This window comes from Agrobacterium tumefaciens (assembly GCA_025559845.1).
Lineage (GTDB): Bacteria > Pseudomonadota > Alphaproteobacteria > Rhizobiales > Rhizobiaceae > Agrobacterium.
The window spans coordinates 1,954,023-1,976,057 of record CP048470.1 but is presented as its reverse complement, the minus strand read 5'-3'; the positions used below and the strand labels follow the sequence as shown (position 1 = coordinate 1,976,057).

Below are 22,035 nucleotides of genomic sequence, written 5' to 3'. Positions count from 1 at the left end.
CCTGAAGTTTTTCTGGGAAGAACTGTCGGATATGGAAACAGGGCGGCCAATGGCCGCCCTGAAAAATCGGAAATTACTGCTGCGGTTGCTGCTGTTCTTTGCTGGCTTCGTCATAGCCCTTCTTCAGCGCTTCATCCATGATCTCGACCTTCTGGTCGGCTTTCGCCTTTTCGATCAGGGCAACATATTTGTCACGCATGACAAGCTGACGAACCTGCGGCTCGACCTGCTCGAAAGCCGGAGGAGGCGCGATGCGCTTGTCTTCGAGCTTGATCACGTGGAAGCCAAACTGGGTCTTGACCGGCGTCTTGGTGTAGGCGCCCTTTTCAAGACCAAAAGCGGCCTCTTCGAATTCCGGCACCATGCGGCCTTTTCCGAACCAGCCGAGATCACCGCCCTCATCCTTGTTGGAATCGGTCGACTTCTCCTTGGCGATTTCGGCGAAATCCTTGCCCGAATCAAGCTGCTTGATAACTTCCTTGGCTTCGTCTTCCGTCGCTACGAGGATGTGACGGGCATGCGCTTCCTCTTCCTGTGGGAGAGAAGCGACTTCCTTGTCATAGCGGGCCTTCACCTCTTCATTGGTAACGGCGTCAACCACGTGCTTACGGAAGTAGGCGTTGTGCAGCTCGCGGTCCTGAATAAAGGCCATACGCTTCTTGAAATCGTCGGTCTTTTCCAGCCCTTCGGCAGAGGCATTCTTTACCAGAAGCTTCACGTCGATCGCGCCGGAAAGGGCGGCGACCTTCTTCTGTTCGTCGGGAAGCTGCGCGAGTTGAGGATCAAGATTGCTCATGGCGAGATCGAGTTCGGACTGGTGAATTTCCAGATCGCCGACCTTGGCAACAACTGCATCTTCCTGTGCAAAAACCGGAAGCTGAAGGCCGAGGGTAGCCACAATCACCGCAGCCGCAATTTTATTATAGCGCAACATATTGAACCTTTCGGAGACAACGCCGGCTCCAGACATGGTTTCCGGCTCTGAAAAAACTTCCAAACACCTGATTGTGGCCATTCTGTAACGGGCAGAACCGTTGACATCATTTGCCCCCCCTCTTATCTGTCACGCAACCTCGCGTCCAGATACGTTTCAGGGCGAAGTCCGTCATTTGTTGGTGATATCCAGCAGCAAAGTCGGAACAGCCCGGGAAAACGGAATTTCAGAAAGGGCCAGTAAGATGGTCAGTCTCGGCGGTATCGCCCGCAAGTTGTTCGGTTCGGCAAACGATCGCCGCGTCCGCTCGTACAGAAGCAAGATCGCCGCTATCAGCGAGCTGGAGGAAGCCACGCAGGCTCTCTCTGACGAAGCTCTCGCGGCAAAGACTGTGGAATTCCGCCAGCAGCTCGCCGATGGCAAGTCTCTTGACGATCTTCTGATCCCGGCCTTTGCAGTTACCCGCGAAGCCTCGCGCCGTGTGCTTGGCATGCGTCCCTTCGACGTTCAGTTGACGGGTGGTATGATCCTGCATCAGGGCGCCATCGCCGAGATGAAGACCGGCGAAGGCAAGACCCTCGTTGCAACGCTCGCAGTCTACCTCAACGCTTTGTCCGGCAAGGGCGTTCACGTCGTTACGGTCAACGACTACCTTGCCAAGCGCGACGCTGGCATCATGGGTCGCCTCTACGGTTTCCTTGGCCTCACGACGGGCGTTATCGTCCATGGCCTCGACGACGACCAGCGCCGTGAAGCCTACGCTTGCGACATCACCTACGCGACAAACAACGAACTCGGTTTCGACTATTTGCGCGACAACATGAAATATGATCGCGCCCAGATGGTGCAGCGCGGCCATAACTACGCGATCGTCGACGAAGTTGACTCCATTCTTGTTGATGAGGCGCGCACACCGCTCATCATCTCCGGTCCCCTGGATGATCGTTCCGACCTTTACAACACCATCGACGCGTTCATTCCGCTGCTGACGCCAGAAGACTATGAGATCGATGAAAAGCAGCGTTCGGCCAACTTCTCCGAGGATGGCACCGAAAAGCTGGAAAACCTGCTCCGACAGGCCGGCCTTTTGAAGGGCGAATCGCTCTACGACATCGAAAACGTCGCGATTGTTCATCACATCAATAACGCGCTGAAGGCTCACAAGCTCTTCACGCGCGACAAGGACTATATCGTCCGCAATGACGAGATCGTCATCATCGACGAATTCACTGGCCGCATGATGCCGGGTCGCCGTTATTCCGAAGGCCAGCACCAGGCGCTGGAAGCCAAGGAAAAGGTTCAGATCCAGCCGGAAAACCAGACGCTTTCCTCGGTCACGTTCCAGAATTACTTCCGCATGTATGAAAAGCTTGCCGGCATGACCGGTACTGCAGCAACGGAAGCTGAAGAATTCGGCAACATCTACGGTCTTGATGTCATCGAAGTTCCGACCAACCTGCCCATCCAGCGTATCGACGAGGATGATGAGGTCTATCGGACAGGCGAAGAAAAATACAAGGCGATCATTACCGAGATCATCGCTGCGCATGAGCGCAACCAGCCGGTTCTCGTCGGCACGACCTCAATCGAAAAATCCGAATTGCTGGCGAATCTGCTGCGCCAGTCCGGCTTTGAGAATTTCCAGGTTCTGAATGCTCGCTATCACGAGCAGGAAGCTTACATCGTATCGCAGGCTGGCGTTCCCGGCGCGGTCACGATCGCGACCAACATGGCTGGCCGTGGTACTGATATTCAGCTCGGCGGCAACACCGACATGCGCCTTGAGCGCGAGCTGGAAGGTCTGGAAGACAGTGCTGAGCGTGACGCCAAGGAACAGGCTATCCGCGCCGAGATCAAGATTCTGAAGGAAAAGGCGCTCGCTGCCGGCGGCCTTTACGTCATCGCGACCGAGCGTCACGAAAGCCGTCGCATCGACAACCAGCTCCGTGGCCGCTCCGGCCGTCAGGGCGACCCCGGCCGTTCGAAGTTCTATCTTTCACTTCAGGACGATCTGATGCGCATCTTCGGCTCGGATCGCATGGATTCGATGCTGCAGAAGCTTGGTCTGAAGGAAGGCGAAGCGATCGTCCATCCTTGGATCAACAAGGCTCTGGAACGCGCGCAGAAGAAGGTCGAAGCACGCAACTTCGAAACCCGTAAGAACCTGCTGAAGTATGACGACGTTCTGAACGATCAGCGCAAGGTAATCTTCGAGCAGCGCCTGGAGTTGATGGAGGCCGACAATATCGGCGAAACCGTCGCCGATATGCGCCATGAAGTTATCGAAGCACTTGTCACGAAGCATGTTCCCGAAAATGCTTACGCTGAACAGTGGGACATTGCAGGCCTCAAGGCTGGCGTCGCACAGTTCCTGAACCTTGATCTGCCGGTGGACGAGTGGGCCAAGGAAGAAGGCATCGCCGAAGACGATATTCTGCATCGTATCACGGAAGCGGCGGACAAGTTTGCAGCCGAACGCGCAGAGCGGTTTGGTCCGGATATCATGACCTACGTAGAGCGCTCCGTCGTTCTCCAGACGATCGATCACCTGTGGCGCGAGCATATCGTGAACCTTGATCACCTGCGCTCTGTCGTCGGTTTCCGTGGTTATGCCCAGCGTGATCCGTTGCAGGAGTATAAGGCCGAAGCATTTGAACTGTTCCAGTCGCTGCTGACGAACCTGCGTGAAGCCGTGACTGCACAGCTCATGCGCGTCGAACTGGTTCAGCAAGAGCCGCAGCAGCCTGAACTTCCGGAAATGACGGCACACCATCTCGATCCTGTCACCGGAGAAGACGAGTTGGCTCAGGAGTCTCCCGCTTTTGTATCGGCAGAAGACCGTGACCCGAACAATCCGGCGACCTGGGGGCGGATTGGACGCAACGAGCTTTGCCCTTGTGGTTCCGGCAAGAAGTACAAGCATTGCCACGGTGTCTACGAGCAGGCCTAAAAACCTGTGACGTTTCCATCGCCCGCGACTTTGGTCGCGGGCGATTTGCTTTGAATGCGCCCTGGCGGTGATCGCTCCCGCCTGAATTCCTCTCAAAACGACTTTCGGACGATCCGCCATGAAGCCTGGTGACCTTGCTGCATACATTTTTCTGGCGCTCGCCTGGGGTTTGTCCTTTCTGCTTTTGCTGCACGTCGTCTCGGTTTTCGGGTGGATCGGGGCCGTTACCTTGCGTTGCCTCATCGCAAGCCTTAGCCTCGTGCTGATTGCGCGCCTCACAGGACGAAAGCTGCAGTTTTCTGCAGGGTGGAAAGCCTTTGCGATCGTGGGCGCGACCACTGTGGCAGGCCAACTCATCGGCCTATCATATGCCACTCCGCTGATCGGCACGGCCATGGCAGCCATCCTCGTCGCCACAATTCCTCTTTTCTCCATGCTGATTTCGCAGCTCTGGGGACTGGAACGCATGACCGGACAGGGACTGGTTGGATTGATACTCGGTTTCGGTGGAATAATCCTGCTCGTCGGCTTTCCCGCAGTTCCCGTCACCATCTCGTTTGTTCTTGGATGCGCTGCCTGCATCGCCGCCTGTTTCTGTGCGGCTTACGGCAGCAACTATGCAAGCCGGCACCTCAAGGGAACCGGTTCCTGGGAGATTACCATCGGTGCCTTTCTGGCAGGCGGCTTGATGACCTTGCCGTTGCTGTTTGCCGTGCCGGTTCCCGTTACTCCCAGTCTCGCAGATTACGGCTATCTCGTCCTTCTGGCCGTGATGATGAGTAGCTTGACCTACATCACCTACTTCCGGCTGGTGTCGAACATCGGGGCCACGAAAGCCATCAGCGTGGAGTTCGTGGTGACGATCGTTGCCGTCCTTGTCGGCGCCTTTGTGTTGAACGAACCTCTGACGGCCCTGCAGCTTCTTGGAGCGGTGGTGATTACCGCTGGCTGCGTGCTGGTCCTCGGCCTTATCCCGGGGCGAAAGCTGCCACCCGCCGCATCCGGCGCGTGAATTGTTTATTAGTGTTTTCCACCAATAGTCGCGCGCAGATGTCTCCGGTCAGAATAAATCGCGTTGCGGCGCGGGGTGGCAATGCAAGCGGGCAGCGCACAGCACGAACACTATTGGGATCCCTTGCGGGCGGGCCTTATGTTGCTCGGTGTGCCCTACCATGCATCTCTGCTCTATAGCGATGCGATCAGCTGGAGCCTCAAGGATTTCCAAACCAGTCCGGTCCTCACCATTCTCGGTATCGTATTGACCACGTTCCGCATGCCGACCTTCTTTTTGGTCGCCGGATATTTCTCAGAAATGGCGATTGGGAAAAAGGGAAGCGGTGCGTGGTTGCAATCCCGATTTTTACGTCTTGGTATTCCGTTCGTTGCAGCCATCGTTGTTCTTGGACCGCTACAACTTTTTCTGCTGGACATTTCCGAGATCGTGAAGGGACAGGCGAGTTTCGAGCAGGCGATCGGCAGGCTACCGCAAACTTTGGCGCTGAGTTCGCGCTGGATCATGCATCTGTGGTTCCTGCCAGCCCTGCTTTTCTATTCAGTGCTTCTCGCGGCTATTTTGCTTCTTGGGCAACAGCGACCGGGTCTTCAAATCAAGCAAACCTGCGAACGGCTGAAAAGCCGACATCCGGTTTTTTTTCTCTCTGCCATCTGCATGCTTGCGATCGTGTGGGAGCTCGCCGTTTACGCAACCGCTTTCATGGCGCGGGACAGGGAAAACGATATCCTGAGCTTTTACGAACGTGCATCAGATCCCTACGCTCGCTATCTCCCGTTTTTCCTCATTGGCGCGCTCCTCAACCGTGACAAGGCGCTGTTTCATAGATTTCGTCAAACTGGACCAGGCACAGCATGTCTCACAGTCGTTGCCATCTCGGCCGCAGTGATGCTACGGCTGCAACAACCCTACGGCAACTCGGTTTGGCAGGTTCTGGCCTCCGCCGTCGCCGCGATTGCGGCAGCGCGGCTTCTCCTGGATTTTTGCTGCCGTTTTTTTGTTCGGCCAAACATCATCCTCAAAAGACTGGCGGATGCGTCCTTCACGATCTATCTCGTCCACCATCCTTTGATTTACGCGTTTGGCACGGCCTTTATCGCTGTTAACCTGCCCCCTAGTGTCGAATTCAGTGTCATCGTCGTCGCAACAGTTGGGCTTGCCTATCTTTTGCATCGGGCGTTGCGCCAGAATGACCTCGCCCTCTTGCTCTTCAACGGGGTCCGCAGGACACAGGCGCCGACACATCCATCGGCGCAAAACGTCTCCCAAACCCTTCGTTAAGGTTGGGTCTGTTACAGTTGAATCACCATTCAACTGGAAATGATGGCGTGCGGATCATGGCTATCCTGAACACGGTGGAAAAAGCCTTGCCCGTGGGCCTGCGGACAAAACTTGCTCCCGTGCTGGAGAAGCTTTCCGCAATCGTCTCCGGTCGCGATGACGTCGCACGCGCACAGCGGATGGCATTGGTCGCATTTGCGGTTCGTATCGTCAGTGCCGGCATTGCATTCTTTTCCCAGATCATTCTTGCGCGCCTGATGGGCGAGTTCGAATACGGGATCTTTGCTTTTGTCTGGGTTCTCGTCATCCTTTTCGGCAATTTGTCCTGTCTTGGCTTTCACGCGACGGTCATCAGGTTTTTGCCGGGTTACAAACTGGAAGATGCCAATGACAAGATCATGGGCCTCACCTCGACCGCCCGGGTCTTTGCCATGCTTTCAGCCAGCACAGTGGCCGTTTTCGGCTTGGCATTCCTGTTTTTCTTCGGCGAATGGATTGCCAGTTACTATGTCATTCCAATTTTCCTGGCCCTCTTCACATTACCGATGGTAGCACTGGGCGACGTGCTGAACGGAACGGCACGCGCAAATGGCTGGGCCATATCGGCACTCAGCCCCACCTACATAATTCGCCCCGTGCTCATTCTTGTCTTCATGGTTACGGCTATCGCTCTTGGAGCAGACAAAACCGCGACCACAGCGATGCTGACCGCACTGGCGGCAACCTACGTCACCACCCTTCTCCACTTCATTTTCATGAACCGCCGGCTCAACCGCCACTTCCACAGCACATCCCGCGTCGTTCACTTTCGCCACTGGCTGCGCTTCGCCTTCCCGATGTTCCTGATCGATGGAATCGGGTTCCTGATGACGAACTCCGACGTTGTTATCGTCGGCCTCTACCTGCCTCCTGACCAGGTCGGCATCTATTTCGCGGCTGCAAAAACCATCGTGCTGATGCAATTCGTGTTTTTCTCGGTTCAGGCTGCCGCCGCACCCCGTCTGGCTGCTCTCATCGCATCTGATGACCGGCGCGGACTTGCGAGCTTCGCAAGCCAAGCTGCCCGCTGGGCGTTCTGGCCCTCTCTTTTCATGGGGCTGGTGGTCCTTGCCGCAGGTCCGTTTCTGCTGTCGCTATTCGGCGCAGCCTTTACCCAGGGTTACGAACTGATGTTCTTTCTGTTTGCGGGTTTCCTGGCAAAGGCTGCTATCGGACCGGGCGAAACCCTGCTCAATATGGCCGGCAAACAGAAGTTGTGTGTTTTTCTTTATATTCTTATCTTTAGCTGCAACATTGCACTCAACATGTTGCTCATTCCGGTCTATGGTTTGGCTGGGGCCGCGGGTGCCGCTGCAATGGCAATGCTGATTGAAGCTGTGCTATTGCATGTCGCTATTCGCCGCACACTCGGGATCGTGCTTTTTGCCTTCAACGATCTTCGGGCGAATACTGACACGGGGAAGGCGGTTTAACGGTGGCCATGTCCAGCGACCCCAAGAATCCGGACCTTCAGGACCCGCGGATTGCGGCGCTCGTCGCCTCGTCGGCGAAGGATCGTCCTGTTGCCGACAGCAGTAAGCGTGTCGGGCGTGAAGGACGCGAGTTCTGTATCTACCCTGGTCAGCTCGGATATGAGATGCAGGAAGAACTCGATTTCCTGTCGAACCGCGTCATGGAAGCAAATGTCTTCTTTACCGGACGATTGCTCGCGCCAGCCATGCCGCGCCTTGAGGACAAGTCGGTCCGCTTTGCCCTTATTCGCGATGAGAATGGGGCGAGGAGCCGGATGCGGCTTCTGATGCCGTTTACCGTCGAAAAGCCGGGTTTTGCCATCGGGCCTTCGATCATTCGCATCTGGGCAAATCCGTTCGGTCCTTTGGGGACACCGCTCGTCGACACCGAAGGCGCCGCCGAGACCCTCGATAATCTTTTCGATGCGCTTGCTGATAAGGAAATGAAGCTTCCGAACGTTCTGGTTCTGCCCGATATCAGACTGGACGGTCCGTTCGCGCGACTGGTCAAAGCCATTGCCCTTAGCCGCAACCTGCCCCTGACGACAACCGGTACATATCAACGCCCGACCTTGGAGAGCCTGCAAGATGGAGAAACCTACCTCCAGCAAGCACTTGCACCACACCATTTGCGGGAGATGCGCCGACAGTGGCGCCAACTCGAAAAACTGGGGGCCGTGTCCTACACCGTAAGCCGGCAAGCAAAAGACATACGATACCGTATGGAGGAGTTTCTGGCACTCGAGGCAAGCGGCTGGAAAGGTCGCAAGCGCAGTGCGTTGGTGAATGACCGTTACCGCGCCGCATTTGCGCGCGAAGCCATCACCAATCTCGCGGAAGCAGACGCGGTTCGCATCCATACGATTGATCTGAACGGAAGTGCCATTGCCTCGATCGTCGTTTTCATGACCGCAGGTGAGGCTTACACTTGGAAAACTGCTTTCGATGAGTCTTATTCGAAATACTCACCTGGCAAGTTGCTGATCCAGAAGCTGACAGACTGGCATCTGGACGACGCCAACATTTTGCGCAGTGATAGTTGTGCGGTACCCGATCACCCGATCATGAGCCGCTTCTGGCAAGAGCGGCAGGAAATGGGCACGCTGATTGTCGGCCTGGCGCAAAACAGCGACCGCGACGTGCGCCAGGTTTCAACGCACGTAGATATGTACCGCAGCACACGTAATCTCGCCCGAAGCCTTCGCCAGAAAATTATGTCATTCGGCCGTAAGGGCAGTTGAAGATAGAACGAAAGAGGGCGCATTCGAGCGCCCTCCATCGCGTCCTGGGGCTTTCATGACGTTAGCGGGACGCAGTCCGGATCATCTTGCAAAGTTGCGTCAACGCCGCATCGTACCCACCGCCAAGGATATCAACACAACGGCGCGCGAGCTTGATCTGCTCGGTGCGCGACATATCGTTGTAGGCCCGAACGGCCTGTCGAATGACAGCCGGAGGCACCCCACCCGGATTGGCCGCTCCTCCAGGTGTTGTCGGGCTGCCTGGACTTCCCGGCGTTCCCGTCGAGCTCGTTCCGAGACCAACGCCGACCCCCAAACCGAGGCCGCTTGCTCCACCGACACTGGTACCGACATTGGCATTGAGCCCGTTTGATCCGCCGACGGACGCATTGACGTTGGCGTTGATGCCATCGGATCCACCTACGGATGCATTAACGTCGGCGTTTACGCCGCTGCTGCCACCGACCGAAGCATTTACATCTGCTCCCAGCCCGCCACTGCCATTCCCGCCGACATTTGCATTGGCATTGACACCGCCGCTACCACCTACGGAAGCACCAACACCAAGACCGCCACTGTCGTTGCTACCAACGCTGGCATTGATTCCATTTTCACCGCCGATGCCAATATCCAGCGCATTGGCGCTAATTGGAAACACCAGGCATGCAGACAACAACAAATTGCGAGAAAGCGAGCGCATATTTTCCTCCTTGGGCGTTCTTTGCTATCCCGTGTCCCCCCATGGACAATCCACATCGCCATAATACTTCAATTAGCAATTGCGCATATTCCAATTTATCAATGATTGCTAATGTAGGATTAACGCCCTTTGGAACGTGTCTCGCACTGGGAAATCCAGCCGCTCAGGAAAGAGACAGAATTGGCGAGATTAGACAGGTTTGGGGTTGCACGTTCCTGCAGAACCATGATAGACGCCGTTGCATTACCACCGTTGCCCCAATGGCGGAATTGGTAGACGCGCCGCACTCAAAATGCGGTTCCGAAAGGAGTGCTGGTTCGATCCCGGCTTGGGGTACCATTTTCATGAAATCAGTTTGATTTTATTGATTCTTTTCGTAGCGGCTCCCCCACGAAAGCAAAGAAATCCCACCATTTAAATGCTCTTGCCGCATCGACCTCACGAAACTTTGCTTGCATCCTGCGAGATGACGGACAGGCTTTTGTTTGCAAGCGAAAGAAGACTGGATTAGAGGGCTAAAGCGCTTCCAGATTCCACGGGAACGCACTCTTCGATGTGCGACTTAATTCCGCCATCGCGCCCGCCTTCTTTGATCCCGTTCTGGGTATCGCTTCTTCGCGAAGTTTGAGGAAAATTACATGGCCAATGCAACGTCCGCAGACAACAGCCGCACCCTTACCGCGCTGGCAGTAACAGCAGGAATGATTTTTACCGTTGGTTCCGCACTGGGGTTTCAGCATATCGGAGGCTATACGCCCTGTGCGCTCTGCCTGTTGCAGCGAGACCCTTATTATTACGCTATCCCGATTGGTATTCTTGCAGTCGCGGCCAGCATCTTCAGGCTTCCTGCCGGAATCACGCGTCTACTTCTTCTGCTCATCGGAATCGCGATGCTGATTGGTGCCGGAATGGGTGCCTATCACGCCGGCGTTGAGTGGGGTTTCTGGCCAGGCCCGATCACCTGTGCCACCGGCGCACCCTCAATAACCACAAATGCAGGAGATCTGCTTGGCAATCTCAACGCGATCAAGGCACCGTCCTGCAACGACGCAGCGCTTCGCGTGCTCGGCTTGTCTTTCGCAGGCTGGAACGTCATTGCGAGCCTCGCTCTTTCGGCCGTTGCGTTTTTTGGTGCAAGCCGGAAAAGCGCCTGATCAGAAACGAAGCTGCGACCCTTACAGATCAGGGTTGCAGCTCCGTGTCCCAGTAAAGATAGTCCATCCAGCTCTCGTGCAAATAATTCGGCGGAAACGACCGCCCGTTATTGTGCAAATCCTGAACCGTCGGCTGGAAAGGCCGCTGATAGGGGAACATGCCCGCCTGCTTGGGAAGCTTGCTCCCTTTCCTGAGATTGCATGGTGAGCACGCTGCCACGACGTTGTGCCAGGTTGTTTCGCCGCCATGAGCGCGCGGAATGACGTGATCGAACGTGAGATCATCCCGAGAACCGCAATACTGGCACTCGAACTTGTCACGCAGGAAAACGTTGAAGCGCGTAAATGCAGGGTTGCGGGTTGGTTGCACATAGGTCTTGAGGCTGACGACACTCGGCAGCCGCATAGAAAAGCTGGGGGACGAGACCGCGTGATCGTACTCGGCAATAATGTTCACACGGTCTAGGAATACAGCCTTGATCGCGTCCTGCCAGGACCATAACGACAAGGGGTAATAACTCAGTGGCCTATAGTCTGCGTTCAAAACGAGCGCCGGCAGGGCCTGTGGTGAAACTGCAATCGTCAAGGGCGTCTCCTGACCGATTCGGCATCTGCATTTCATATATTAGGGCCGTTGTTACAGGATTGTGAAGCCTATAAATTACGCGGCATGCCGACTGTATTTTAACCGCCACGAAAGCTCAGAAACATGCGTCCAGCTGCCCTTCAGGAACGAGCATTCAAACTGGAACATGGTCAGCCAAGCCAATGCCCATTACGCTCACAATAGCAGAAAATATTTGGGGTCAGAACTGGCTTTAAGATACTTGGCGGGAAACGTTCACTGTTAGCGATCGCGTTTGAGACTGCGCCAGATCTAACGACATCCGAGCCGGAGCGAAACCGAGTTCTACGCCTCCTAGACGAGGAGCGTTGGATGCCCGGAACTAATTTTTAAGATCGCAAGTCGGCCTGTATTCACAGCGCCAGTGTCGATTCCGATGCGATCTTTAAAAAGCCGTGGCGCCTCCACTGGCGTGTGTCCATGAACAACTGTAATCGGTAGGCCTGGTCCGTTGGACAAAAAGGGCTCGCGAATCCACATCAGATCGTCTTCCGACTGTTCATCAAGCGGTATCCCGGGCCGTACGCCCGCGTGGACGAAGAAATACTTTCCACTCTGGACACTAATCGGCAGGTTTTCCAGGAACTCTTTGTGCTCCGGAGGTATCGCCTCGAGCATTGCTCTCCCAAGATCCCCAACCGAACGTTTACGCTGGTCAATGTAATAATCTGGGTCAATCCCATACGAAAGGAGTGTGTTCCTCCCTCCTAAGTCCAACCACCACATATTCCTGAGAGGATCGCGCATAAAACTTTGGAAGGCACTTTCGTGGTTCCCGCAAATACAAATGCGTTTCAGATTATCTGGTGTGCGACCCAATAGATGCGAGATAACACCCGCTGAGTTTGGTCCACGGTCAATGTAATCGCCCAACATTATGATGAGCCCTCGGCCGTTCCACGTTTTGAGGTCATTCATGATCTTTCGCTCGGCATCAAGAAGCAGGTCCAACCTGCCGTGCACATCGCCGATCGCGTAAAGCGAGAATGCGGAGGTCCCGGCTCCCAAATCAATCCGCCGGCGTGGCGGTGCCTTTAAAAACTCGGGGCTTCTGCGGGTAAACAGCGTCTTAAAAATACGCAACATAACCAGAAGGCAATCTCCACTTCCACTCGAACACCCGGCAGAGGGCGTGCCACGCCAAACATCGTGGATTACATTTCCCTTACACCGAGCCCTATGTGAAGACTACTTCTGTATCGATGATATTCGCTTCGTTTTTTTAAACCGACACATTTTCGGTGGAGGTCGCTCAATTCTCCGCAAACCTAATTTTCAGGTAGTTTGCAATCAACTGCTGGGCCACATGGCGCGAGTCCTGCCCTATTTTCCAAGGGACTATTCAAACTCCTGGTGCCGTGCGCCCTATGGTGAAACGAGCGCATTAACAAAATTTCTGCGATTCATCAGGCCAAGTGGGCCGCCCAAATTTGTGCGGATCCTAAATTTTCCTTTGGCTCTCGCGAAAATAGAAATGAGCACCGGCTACCCGGTGCCCACCAGATCATAACTATGTTCCAACCTCACCCGATTCAGACCATGTTGCGCCGTGATCTAAGGGCAAACGAACGCCAATTGGATTGAAGTGAGTACAAGCTGAAAATCGGGTCAGGATTGCGTCGCACCCGGACCGGGCACCGCACCAGCCGGCACCTTGCCGAGGATGATCATGCCAAGGACCTCGTCCTTCGTCACATCCTGTGTGCGGGCGTGACCAACAACCTTTCCGTTTTTCATCACGAATACCCGATCGGCGAGATCGAACACGTCATGGATATCGTGGCTGATGAGAAAGATGCCAATCCCCTGCCGTTTCAATTCCTTTACTAGATCACCGACCTGCGCCGTCTCCTGGGGACCAAGCGCTGCAGTTGGTTCATCCATAATGAGGATGCGGGCATCAAACAGAATGGCCCGTGCAATCGCGACGGACTGCCGCTGACCACCTGAAAGCGCCTTCACCGGCTCCTTGAAGCGTCTGAAATTCGGGTTCAACCGCCCCATGACCTCACGCGCCGAGGCTTCCATGGCAACGTCATCCAACGTACCCCACTTCGTCTTCAGCTCACGTCCGAGATAAAGATTTGCTGCGGCGTCGACGTTGTCGGCGACGGCCAGGGTCTGATAGATCGTCTCGATCCCGTATTTCTTGGCGTCGCGGGGATTGCGGATATCCGCATCCTCGCCGTTGATGAGAATTTCTCCGTTATCCCGCCTGTAGGCGCCGGAAAGAATCTTGATGAGCGTCGATTTTCCCGCGCCATTGTGTCCCAGTAGGGCCACGACCTCTCCGGGGAAAAGATCGACGGAGGCGTTTTCCACCGCATGAATACCGCCGAAGGAAATGGAAATGTTACGCATTTCCACGAGGGGAGTGATTTGTTCAACCATATCGGTGTCTCCTCGGTTCTTACTTTGCGCGAGCGCGGTAGATGGTGTCGAGCCACACGGCAACGACGAGCACCACGCCAACGACGATGCGTTGGAAAGGCGTATCGATCCCCACAAGCACCATTCCGGACTGCAACGACTGCATGACCAGCGCACCGAGCATCGCGCCCGCTATCGTTCCGACACCGCCAGCAAGCGACGTCCCGCCGATCACTGCGGCGGCGATGGTGTAGAGTTCATCCAGCTCGCCTTGCGCGTTGGTTGCGGCGTTAAGTCGAGCTGTCGATATTGCGGCTGCGATGGCGCAGAGCACGCCCATCAACGTGAATATCTTCACCGTCACCCAGCGGGTTTTGATCCCCGCCAATTCCGCCGCCTCCGGATTTCCGCCAATGGCAAAGACATAACGGCCAAAGCGCAGCCGAGTGGCAATAAATGTCATCACGGCACCGACAGCGAGCGCCATCAGCACCGGGATGGCAATGCCATGAGAGATGAACAAGCCACCATCCGGCCAAGCGATACCATTCGCATCCGCGTAGTTGCGGGCGATGTTGACCGGCCACGGATAGCTGTTCACGATCGCAACGAAGCCAATAACGATGAAGCAGCCGAGTGCTGCCAGAAAATACTCCGCCCAGACGGGACGCAATGGAAAGCCAAAACGGCGACGCTGGTGCCTTGAATTCAGGATCGCTGCAACAATGGCGAGACAGGCGACGATGGCAGCGATCCAGCTCCACGTAGCGCCAATCGACCCGCTTGTGCCACCACCCATAAGCCGGAAGGTCGAGTCCATTGGGGCAACCGTACGACCACTGGTGATGAACCACGTACCACCACGCCAAACCAGCAGGCCACCAAGCGTGACAATAAAGGACGGCACATTGAGGAAGGCAATGATGGAGCCTTGCAGCATGCCTATGCCACCACCGACGAGAATGCCGACCAAAAGCGTGATGATCCATGTCGCGCCGTGTTCGAAACCGAGGATCTGCGGCAAAATCTCTGCTTGGGTCACACCCATGATCATGCCGGAAAAGCCAAGTATGGATCCGACCGAGAGATCAATATTGCGGGTTACTATTACAAGCACCATCCCCGTTGCCATAACTGCAACGGAGGCTGTCTGTACCGACAGGTTCCAGAGGTTTCGCGGCGTCAGAAACAGGCCGCCGGAAAGGATATGAAATCCTATCCAGATCAGAAGAAGCGCACCGACCATGCCAAGAAGACGAGTGTCCAGTTCGGTCGCGCCAATGAAGCGCGCAATTGAACCAGATTTGTCGCTCTTGGACGGCGTGGTTGAATTGGTTTGGGTAATGTCGGCCATGGACTGCCGGTCCTCCTCACGGCTGAAAGGCGCCGCGCCACAATCTGCAGCGCAGCGCCCAAGCTCGGACACTTGATGTATCAGTTGCAGGCCTTGACGGTTCCGGCCTTCACACCCTGGCAAGCTGTTTCTTTCTTGATCCAGCCAGCGTCGATCACAACACCGAGGTTGTCCTTGGTGATGGCAACCGGCTTGAGGAATACCGACTGCATCGCGACCTTCTTCGGACCACCTTCAAAGGTCGTCACACCTTTGATTTCTGTCATCTTCTTGCCACCGGCAAGTTCCAGCGCGATGCCCGCTGCTTCCTTGCCCAGTTCACGGCTGTCCTTCCAGACGGAAACCGTCTGCGTGCCGAGCGCAACTCGATTAAGGGCTGCAAAGTCAGCATCCTGACCCGAAACAGGAACGGAACCTGCAAGACCCTGCGCCGCCAGAGCAGCGATTGCACCGCCAGCCGTTCCATCATTCGAAGCAACAACAGCATCGACCTTGTTGTTATTCTTGGTCAGGAACTGCTCCATGTTTTTCTGGGCGTTTTCTGGCTTCCAGCCATCCGTATAGGCTTCGCCGACATTCTTGATCTTGCCGCTGTCAACAGCGGCTTTCAGGACCTCCTGCTGCCCGGCAAACAGGAAGTCGGCGTTCGGATCGGCAGACGACCCCTTGATGAAGACGTAGTTGCCTTCAGGTTTGACCTTGAAGACTTCAGCAGCCTGCAAACGTCCAACTTCCTTGTTATCGAAGGTAATATAGAACGCGCTCTGGTTTTCGATCAGGCGGTCATAACCAACGACCGGAATACCCTCAGCAACGGCCTTTTCTACCGCCGGGCCGATTGCGTCGCTGTCCTGCGCAAGAATGATAAGCGCATTGGCGCCCTGCGAGATCAGCGATTCAACGTCCGTCAGCTGCTTGGCAGCTGATGACTGAGCATCCGCAGAAATATATTTCGCTCCGGCTTTTTCCAGTGCGGATTTGATCGCTGCCTCATCGGTCTTCCAGCGCTCTTCCTGGAAGTTGGACCAGGAAACGCCCACGACGAGGTCGGCAGCAATAGCGGCGGTATGCAGAGAAACGAGCACAGCGGTGCCCGCCAAAAGCTTGGCAAATGAATTCATGATGTCCTCCCGGTAAGGGCGAAGCCTGCACCTCCATGCAGGAAAACCGCCCGAAAACTGCTGCCGGCCACTGTGATTTCACAATTTTCTCGACAGTCGAGAAAATTAATGTCAGAGATTCCCCAGGCTGTCAACAACGGCTGCGGGTAGTCCTTTGGTGTCTTGATTTGGCTTGTGGCTTCGGCCATTGGCATGCCCGCAGGCACAACAAGAACAGACCCTTCAGGGAGCAGACACGGCACATGTCCGTCATTGCAAGTACCGAACTGGTGCGCCAGAAAAACAGCCTTTCGGTGCTGTCGGCCCTTCGTCGCCAAGGCAGCCTGTCACACACGGATCTGTCATCTTTCACCGGACTGGCATCAGCGACGGTCTCTGCCATAACCGCAGATCTTGAACGGACTGGACTGATACAGCGCAAGGAACAACAAAACGCTGCAGGACGCGGACGTCCCCGAATTCTCTTTGGTCCAAACGGAGCGTTTTGCTACGTCGCAATTATCATCATCTCGTCCGACAGCGTGCAGTATTCGCTTGTGGATTACTCGGGCAAACTGGTCGACAGGTTCGCAGAACAACGGAACGTGACCGCAAAAGGTACGTTCGCCAACTCCATCGTCGCCGGCATGGAAAGGCTCGCACTACGTTCACACATATCTAGAGCAGACATTCTCCAGATCTCCATCAGCAGTAAAGGATTGGTCGACACGACCTACGCCACGCTTGTCTGGTCGCCGGTACTGGGTAACGAGAAAATCAACTTTCAGGAAATTCTGGGCGAGAACGGGCATGTTCGGGTCACTCTGAACAATGAAACCCTGCTTGCAGCAAAAGCGGTGGCAATCAGGGAAAACATGCGAGATGAGCTGGCGGCCGGCGCAGAGGCGCTTGTCACCTTGTCATTGGGTCACAGCATCGGACTTGGGATTGCGCGACGAAACGGTGACACCATCGACCTCAGCGCCCCCAATTTCGGGCACATGCTCCATCTCGCTGACGGTGCCTTGTGCCGTTGCGGCACGAGAGGCTGTATCGAGGCCTATAGCGGTTTTTACGCGATCCTCCGTTCAGCCTTTGAAGCGCCAGCCCATGCCGAACCGGCTAAATTCGTGCCAGTCGCAGAAGTCGACAAGATTGCTGTCGCCGCACGTGTTGGCGCACGCATGCCACGTCTTGCCTTTCGTACAGCCGGACTGTCGCTTGGCAACGGACTGTCACGGCTCTTCAGCCTGCACGGCCACATGCCTGTTTACCTGACAGGACCGGGCACACGATATTTCGACCTTCTGGAAAGCGGGATCACCGACGGCCTCGCCCAATCTCAGGCCGTTCGTTTTGGCGGAATGCCGAAACTCCAGATTAGACCCGATGAATCCGAATTGGTTTTCGAAGGCCATCTGGACCTCGCTCTGTCGGCTGCAGACGACTATATCCTTACACAGGACAGCGTGCTGAAAAACGGCAGAAACGCCAATACGGATTGAACGATTTGCTGCACGAGCGGTCAGGCCGCTTCAGGCACCCGCAAGAAGTCGTTGAGCCCGGCGATCTGCTCCTTGCTTAACCGCAAACCCTGTTTTGTGCGTCTCCAGAGGATGTCATCTGCGGTGACGGCCCATTCACGTTCGACCAGCCAGCGCACCTCGATCTCATAGAGCGTTCCACCGAAGTGGCGACCGAGATCGGCAACGCCCGATGCAGCGCCAAGCAACTCACCAGCATCCGTACCGTAGTTGCGCACCAGTCGCTCACCATGCACACGCTCAAGGAACGGGTAGCGAGCCAAAAGCGCCTTCACCTGTTCCTCATAACCATTCACCCCGAAGTCACCGCCCGGCAGATGGGAAGACGCTGTCCACGCGTTGCCCTTTGCTCCAATGGCTGAACCGATCTTTTCCAGCGCATGCTCGGCCAGGCGACGGTAGGTTGTCAGCTTGCCGCCGAACACGTTGAGAAGCGGTGCCTCGCCATCGGCGCCTTCCACCTTCAGGACGTAATCGCGCGTTGCTTCCTGCGCCTTCGATGCACCATCATCGAACAGCGGGCGAACCCCCGAATAGGTCCAGACGATATCTTCAGCCTTGACCGGCTCGGAGAAATACTCGCTTGCCGCATTGCACAGATAGCTCGTCTCTTCGGCGCTGATACGCACATGGGCCGGATCGCCGGTATAGTCGCGGTCGGTCGTGCCGATCAGCGTAAAATCCCGCTCATAGGGGATGGCGAAGATGATACGCCCATCCGGGTTCTGGAAGAAGTAGGCACGCGGATCGGCAAACTTCTTCTTCACGATGATATGGCTACCCTGCACCAACCGGACATTGTGCACATTGTTGCGGCCGAACACGCCTGACAGCACCGTATCGACCCAGGGACCGGAGGCATTGACCAGCATGCGGGCCGTATAGACACCCGCCTGCCCGCTCTTTTCGTCAAAGGTCTCGATCCGCCACAGGCCATCCTCGCGCCGTGCCGACACCACGCGGGTGCGGTTCAGGATCGTCGCACCGCGCTGTTGCGCATCGCGGGCATTCAGCACCACAAAACGCGCATCATCGACCCAGCCATCGGAATATTCGAACGCCGTGGCAAACACCGGCTTCAGCGGCTTGCCGGCCACATCACGGCGAAGGTCGAGAGTCTTCGTCGCCGGCAACAGCTTGCGGCCACCCAGGTGGTCATAGAGAAACAGGCCGAGCCGGATCAGCCAGGCCGGGCGCACGCCGCCTTTCTGGAACGGCAGCACGAAGCGCATCGGCCAGATGATGTGCGGCGCCATCGCCCACAGCACCTCGCGCTCCATCAGCGCTTCGCGCACCAGCCGGAATTCGTAATGTTCGAGATAACGCAGACCGCCATGGATCAGCTTGGTTGCAGCAGACGACGTGCCAGAGGCAAAATCACCCTTTTCCGCAAGCGCAACAGAATAACCACGGCCTGCCGCATCGCGCGCAATCCCGCAGCCGTTCACGCCACCGCCAATCACGAAAATGTCGTATATTTTTTTGCCAGACATGCTGCCTCCACGTCGTTACCGGGCCGATTTCCTCGGCCGTTGAAAGACAGCAACCATAAAAACGAAAATTAAACGAATGTCAAAAGAAAGGAAACGAACATTCGATTTCACGCGCATGTCTTAAGTCGACGCAGCCCTACGGCAGTTGTGTTTCAGACATGTGTCGGCGGGGATTTGACTTCTTCCAGTTCGTAAAGCACTCCCGACATGTCCTTGGGATGTAGAAAGAGAACCGGATTGCCATGTGCACCTGTTTTGGGTTCTCCATCTCCGAGAATACGAATGCCCTTCGCAACAAGACCGTCGCGGGCGACCAAAATATCAGGCACCTCGAAACAGATATGGTGCATGCCGCCCATTGGATTCCTGCCGAGAAACGCAGCGATAGGAGACCCTTCTCCCAACGGATACAACAACTCGATTTTGGTATTGTCGGCCTGAATGAACACGACGGTCACGCCATGTTCCGGTAGCGATTGCGGTTCCGACACGGCAGCCCCGAGTGCCCTGTAATGCGCCACGGAGGCATCGAGATCCGGCACCGCGATGGCGATGTGGTTCAGTTTTCCAAACATTCCTGTTTCCTCACGCGTTGCGGCGGATGCCTTCCAGAAGGTCGAGCACCTTGTTGGCCGCATCCATGACATTGGTGCCCGGTCCGAAAATGGCCGAAACGCCGTGGTCGAGCAGGAACTGGTAGTCCTGACGCGGAATGACCCCACCGGCCACCACGATGATATCCTGTGCGCCCTTGGCTTTAAGGGCTTCGACAAGCTGCGGAGCCAGCGTCTTGTGCCCCGCCGCCAGCGACGACATGCCGACGACATGCACTCTGTTCTTCACGGCGAGGTCTGCGGCTTCGTCCGGGGTTTGGAACAGCGGCCCGGCAATCACATCGAAACCGATATCACCGAAGGCCGAAGCGATGACCTTAGCACCGCGATCATGTCCGTCCTGCCCAAGCTTGGCGACCATGATGCGCGGTTTGGTGCCAACCTTTTCCGCCACGCCCGAAAGGCGGGCAGCGAGTGTAGCAAGCTCCGGCTCGTTCTTATAGGCTTCACCATAGATATCGCTGACCACTTCTGGAACTGCCGCATGGTCCCCGTAGGCCGAGCGAAGTGCATCAGATATCTCGCCGACCGTCGCGCGGGCCCGGGCAGCCACCACGGCAGCCTCGAGAATATTGCCCGTTCCGCTGCGCGCCACCTCGGACAAAGCTGCCAAGGCAGATTCTGCTTCCTTGGCGTTTCGACGCCGCCTCGTATCCGCAATCCGGCGAACTTGCGCCGCCCGCACAGCCGCGTTGTCGATATCGAGAACCTCGATTTCGTCTTCCGTTTCAAGTCTGTAACGGTTGACCCCGACAATGACCTCCTCGCCCTTGTCTACGGCTGCCTGACGGCGGGTCGCAGCTTCTTCGATCAGTCGCTTGGGCAAGCCTTCGGCCACAGCCTTGGTCATACCACCAAGGGCTTCGACCTCATCGATCAGTGCCCACGCCTTTTCTGCCAGTTCTGTCGTCAGGCTCTCGACATAGTAGGAACCAGCCAGGGGATCGACAACCTTGGTCACACCGGTCTCGTGCTGAAGGATAAGCTGGGTGTTGCGGGCAATACGTGCCGAAAACTCCGTCGGCAGGGCAATCGCCTCGTCAAAGGAATTCGTATGCAACGACTGCGTACCACCGAGAACCGCGGACATCGCTTCGAAAGCAGTACGCACGATATTGTTGTAAGGGTCCTGCTCCTGAAGTGATACGCCCGATGTTTGGCAATGGGTGCGGAGCATGAGCGACGATGGCTTTTGGGGTTTGAACTCTTCCATGATGCGCGACCAGAGCAGACGTGCAGCACGCAACTTCGCCGCCTCCATGAAGAAATTCATGCCGATGGCGAAAAAGAATGACAGGCGGCCGGCGAAATCATCGACATTCAAGCCCTTGGCGAGTGCGGCACGGACATACTCACGACCATCTGCCAGCGTGAAAGCCAGTTCCTGAACCAGCGTCGCTCCGGCTTCCTGCATGTGGTAGCCGGAAATGGAAATCGAGTTGAACTTCGGCATCTCCTTCGCCGTGTATTCGATGATATCGGCAATGATACGCATCGACGGCTCGGGCGGATAGATGTAGGTATTGCGGACCATGAACTCCTTGAGAATGTCGTTCTGTATGGTGCCCGAAAGCTCGGCACGCGAAACACCCTGCTCCTCTCCCGCAACTATGAAATTCGCCAGAACCGGAATGACGGCGCCATTCATGGTCATCGACACTGAAACCTTCTCGAGCGGAATGCCGTCGAACAGGATCTTCATATCCTCGACACTGTCGATCGCCACTCCGGCCTTGCCGACGTCGCCCTCAACACGCGGATGGTCGCTATCGTAACCGCGATGTGTTGCAAGGTCGAAAGCCACCGAAACGCCTTGCTGTCCGGCAGCCAATGCCTTGCGGTAAAAGGCGTTGGACGCCTCTGCCGTCGAAAAACCGGCATATTGGCGAATTGTCCAGGGACGACCGGCATACATGGTGGCACGAGGACCGCGCACAAAAGGAGAAAACCCGGGAAGACTATCGAGATGGGCTACGTCAGCAATGTCACTGGCCGTGTAAACCGGCTTGATGTCGATACCCTCCGGCGTATGCCAGACAATATCATCGGGCGAACGCTTCAGTTCCTTTTCGGCAAGAAGCTGCCAGTCGTTGCGCTTCTTTTCGTCGGACATGCACCTCATCCCTTCTGCCGTCTCTGCGTTTTTCACGGC

At 56.0% G+C, this 22,035-nt stretch carries 17 protein-coding genes and 1 tRNA gene; 8 read left to right on the top strand and 10 right to left on the bottom strand.

Annotated features, from left to right (window positions below; all coding sequences use genetic code 11):
* Positions 1-73: 73 nt before the first annotated feature.
* Entirely contained in the window at positions 74-970 is an 897-nt protein-coding gene (locus tag FY156_25405) for a peptidylprolyl isomerase (protein ID UXS04786.1), read from the bottom strand.
* A gap of 208 nt (positions 971-1,178) precedes the next feature.
* On the opposite strand from FY156_25405, the gene secA reads away from it, so the two are divergent.
* The 5 genes from secA to FY156_25380 all read left to right on the top strand — a co-directional run bounded on the left by secA (position 1,179) and on the right by FY156_25380 (position 8,929).
* Positions 1,179-3,884, top strand: coding sequence for a preprotein translocase subunit SecA (secA, locus tag FY156_25400; protein ID UXS04785.1), 2,706 nt, complete (start codon positions 1,179-1,181; stop codon positions 3,882-3,884).
* A gap of 118 nt (positions 3,885-4,002) precedes the next feature.
* Positions 4,003-4,896, top strand: a complete 894-nt coding sequence (locus tag FY156_25395; protein UXS04784.1) for a DMT family transporter — start codon at positions 4,003-4,005, stop codon at positions 4,894-4,896.
* Positions 4,897-4,977: 81 nt separating this feature from the next.
* Positions 4,978-6,177 carry an acyltransferase family protein gene (locus FY156_25390; protein ID UXS04783.1) on the top strand — a complete coding sequence of 400 codons (1,200 nt, stop codon included), beginning with the start codon at positions 4,978-4,980 and terminating at the stop codon, positions 6,175-6,177.
* A 56-nt stretch (positions 6,178-6,233) separates the two neighbouring features.
* Positions 6,234-7,649 carry a lipopolysaccharide biosynthesis protein gene (locus tag FY156_25385; protein UXS04782.1) on the top strand — a complete coding sequence of 472 codons (1,416 nt, stop codon included), beginning with the start codon at positions 6,234-6,236 and terminating at the stop codon, positions 7,647-7,649.
* Between the two features lie 8 nt (positions 7,650-7,657).
* Positions 7,658-8,929 carry a GNAT family N-acetyltransferase gene (locus FY156_25380; GenBank protein ID UXS05246.1) on the top strand — a complete coding sequence of 424 codons (1,272 nt, stop codon included), beginning with the start codon at positions 7,658-7,660 and terminating at the stop codon, positions 8,927-8,929.
* A 61-nt stretch (positions 8,930-8,990) separates the two neighbouring features.
* On the opposite strand, the gene FY156_25375 is transcribed toward FY156_25380, so the two are convergent.
* Positions 8,991-9,629, bottom strand: coding sequence for a hypothetical protein (locus FY156_25375; protein ID UXS04781.1), 639 nt, complete (start codon positions 9,627-9,629; stop codon positions 8,991-8,993).
* Between the two features lie 254 nt (positions 9,630-9,883).
* Here FY156_25375 and FY156_25370 point away from each other — a divergent pair.
* Together FY156_25370 and FY156_25365 are read left to right on the top strand one after the other, a co-directional pair.
* Positions 9,884-9,968 (top strand) — tRNA-Leu (locus tag FY156_25370).
* A 299-nt stretch (positions 9,969-10,267) separates the two neighbouring features.
* Positions 10,268-10,783, top strand: coding sequence for a disulfide bond formation protein B (locus FY156_25365; GenBank protein UXS04780.1), 516 nt, complete (start codon positions 10,268-10,270; stop codon positions 10,781-10,783).
* 28 nt (positions 10,784-10,811) lie between these two features.
* On the opposite strand, the gene FY156_25360 is transcribed toward FY156_25365, so the two are convergent.
* The 5 genes from FY156_25360 to xylF all read right to left on the bottom strand — a co-directional run bounded on the left by FY156_25360 (position 10,812) and on the right by xylF (position 16,253).
* Positions 10,812-11,369, bottom strand: a complete 558-nt coding sequence (locus tag FY156_25360; protein ID UXS04779.1) for an HNH endonuclease — start codon at positions 11,367-11,369, stop codon at positions 10,812-10,814.
* A 333-nt stretch (positions 11,370-11,702) separates the two neighbouring features.
* Complete coding sequence (locus FY156_25355) at positions 11,703-12,494, bottom strand: serine/threonine protein phosphatase (protein UXS04778.1); 792 nt, start codon at positions 12,492-12,494, stop codon at positions 11,703-11,705.
* 522 nt (positions 12,495-13,016) lie between these two features.
* A complete protein-coding gene (locus tag FY156_25350; GenBank protein ID UXS04777.1) occupies positions 13,017-13,799 on the bottom strand; it encodes a sugar ABC transporter ATP-binding protein in 783 nt (260 codons plus the stop codon).
* Between the two features lie 19 nt (positions 13,800-13,818).
* The gene (locus tag FY156_25345) at positions 13,819-15,132 is read right to left on the bottom strand and encodes a sugar ABC transporter permease (GenBank protein UXS04776.1); all 1,314 of its coding nucleotides are present in this window, start codon (positions 15,130-15,132) and stop codon (positions 13,819-13,821) included.
* An 80-nt stretch (positions 15,133-15,212) separates the two neighbouring features.
* Positions 15,213-16,253 (bottom strand): D-xylose ABC transporter substrate-binding protein, encoded by a 1,041-nt coding sequence (gene xylF / locus FY156_25340; protein ID UXS04775.1) that lies wholly within the window; start codon positions 16,251-16,253, stop codon positions 15,213-15,215.
* Between the two features lie 242 nt (positions 16,254-16,495).
* Here xylF and FY156_25335 point away from each other — a divergent pair, with 242 nt between their 5' ends.
* Positions 16,496-17,737: an ROK family transcriptional regulator gene (locus FY156_25335; GenBank protein ID UXS04774.1), complete on the top strand. Its 1,242-nt coding sequence runs from the start codon at positions 16,496-16,498 to the stop codon at positions 17,735-17,737.
* A 20-nt stretch (positions 17,738-17,757) separates the two neighbouring features.
* Here FY156_25335 and glpD read toward each other — a convergent pair whose 3' ends face one another.
* The 3 genes from glpD to scpA form a co-directional block, all read right to left on the bottom strand.
* Positions 17,758-19,269, bottom strand: coding sequence for a glycerol-3-phosphate dehydrogenase (glpD, locus tag FY156_25330; protein ID UXS04773.1), 1,512 nt, complete (start codon positions 19,267-19,269; stop codon positions 17,758-17,760).
* 152 nt (positions 19,270-19,421) lie between these two features.
* Entirely contained in the window at positions 19,422-19,844 is a 423-nt protein-coding gene (gene mce / locus FY156_25325) for a methylmalonyl-CoA epimerase (protein ID UXS04772.1), read from the bottom strand.
* A gap of 10 nt (positions 19,845-19,854) precedes the next feature.
* On the bottom strand, positions 19,855-21,996 hold the full coding sequence (gene scpA / locus FY156_25320) for a methylmalonyl-CoA mutase (protein UXS04771.1): 2,142 nt from the start codon (positions 21,994-21,996) through the stop codon (positions 19,855-19,857).
* Positions 21,997-22,035 lie beyond the last annotated feature (39 nt).

Excerpts from the sequence above, each read along its gene's own strand:
- xylF (UXS04775.1), bottom strand. The coding sequence starts at position 16,253 with ATGAATTCATTTGCCAAGCTTTTGGCGGGCACCGCTGTGCTCGTTTCT.
- scpA (UXS04771.1), bottom strand. The coding sequence starts at position 21,996 with ATGTCCGACGAAAAGAAGCGCAACGACTGGCAGCTTCTTGCCGAAAAG.
- FY156_25365 (UXS04780.1), top strand. The coding sequence starts at position 10,268 with ATGGCCAATGCAACGTCCGCAGACAACAGCCGCACCCTTACCGCGCTG.
- FY156_25345 (UXS04776.1), bottom strand. The coding sequence starts at position 15,132 with ATGGCCGACATTACCCAAACCAATTCAACCACGCCGTCCAAGAGCGAC.
- FY156_25405 (UXS04786.1), bottom strand. The coding sequence starts at position 970 with ATGTCTGGAGCCGGCGTTGTCTCCGAAAGGTTCAATATGTTGCGCTAT.
- FY156_25390 (UXS04783.1), top strand. The coding sequence starts at position 4,978 with ATGCAAGCGGGCAGCGCACAGCACGAACACTATTGGGATCCCTTGCGG.
- mce (UXS04772.1), bottom strand. The coding sequence starts at position 19,844 with ATGTTTGGAAAACTGAACCACATCGCCATCGCGGTGCCGGATCTCGAT.
- FY156_25385 (UXS04782.1), top strand. The coding sequence starts at position 6,234 with ATGGCTATCCTGAACACGGTGGAAAAAGCCTTGCCCGTGGGCCTGCGG.
- FY156_25350 (UXS04777.1), bottom strand. The coding sequence starts at position 13,799 with ATGGTTGAACAAATCACTCCCCTCGTGGAAATGCGTAACATTTCCATT.
- FY156_25375 (UXS04781.1), bottom strand. The coding sequence starts at position 9,629 with ATGCGCTCGCTTTCTCGCAATTTGTTGTTGTCTGCATGCCTGGTGTTT.
- FY156_25380 (UXS05246.1), top strand. The coding sequence starts at position 7,658 with ATGTCCAGCGACCCCAAGAATCCGGACCTTCAGGACCCGCGGATTGCG.
- FY156_25355 (UXS04778.1), bottom strand. The coding sequence starts at position 12,494 with ATGTTGCGTATTTTTAAGACGCTGTTTACCCGCAGAAGCCCCGAGTTT.
- FY156_25395 (UXS04784.1), top strand. The coding sequence starts at position 4,003 with ATGAAGCCTGGTGACCTTGCTGCATACATTTTTCTGGCGCTCGCCTGG.
- secA (UXS04785.1), top strand. The coding sequence starts at position 1,179 with ATGGTCAGTCTCGGCGGTATCGCCCGCAAGTTGTTCGGTTCGGCAAAC.
- FY156_25335 (UXS04774.1), top strand. The coding sequence starts at position 16,496 with ATGTCCGTCATTGCAAGTACCGAACTGGTGCGCCAGAAAAACAGCCTT.
- glpD (UXS04773.1), bottom strand. The coding sequence starts at position 19,269 with ATGTCTGGCAAAAAAATATACGACATTTTCGTGATTGGCGGTGGCGTG.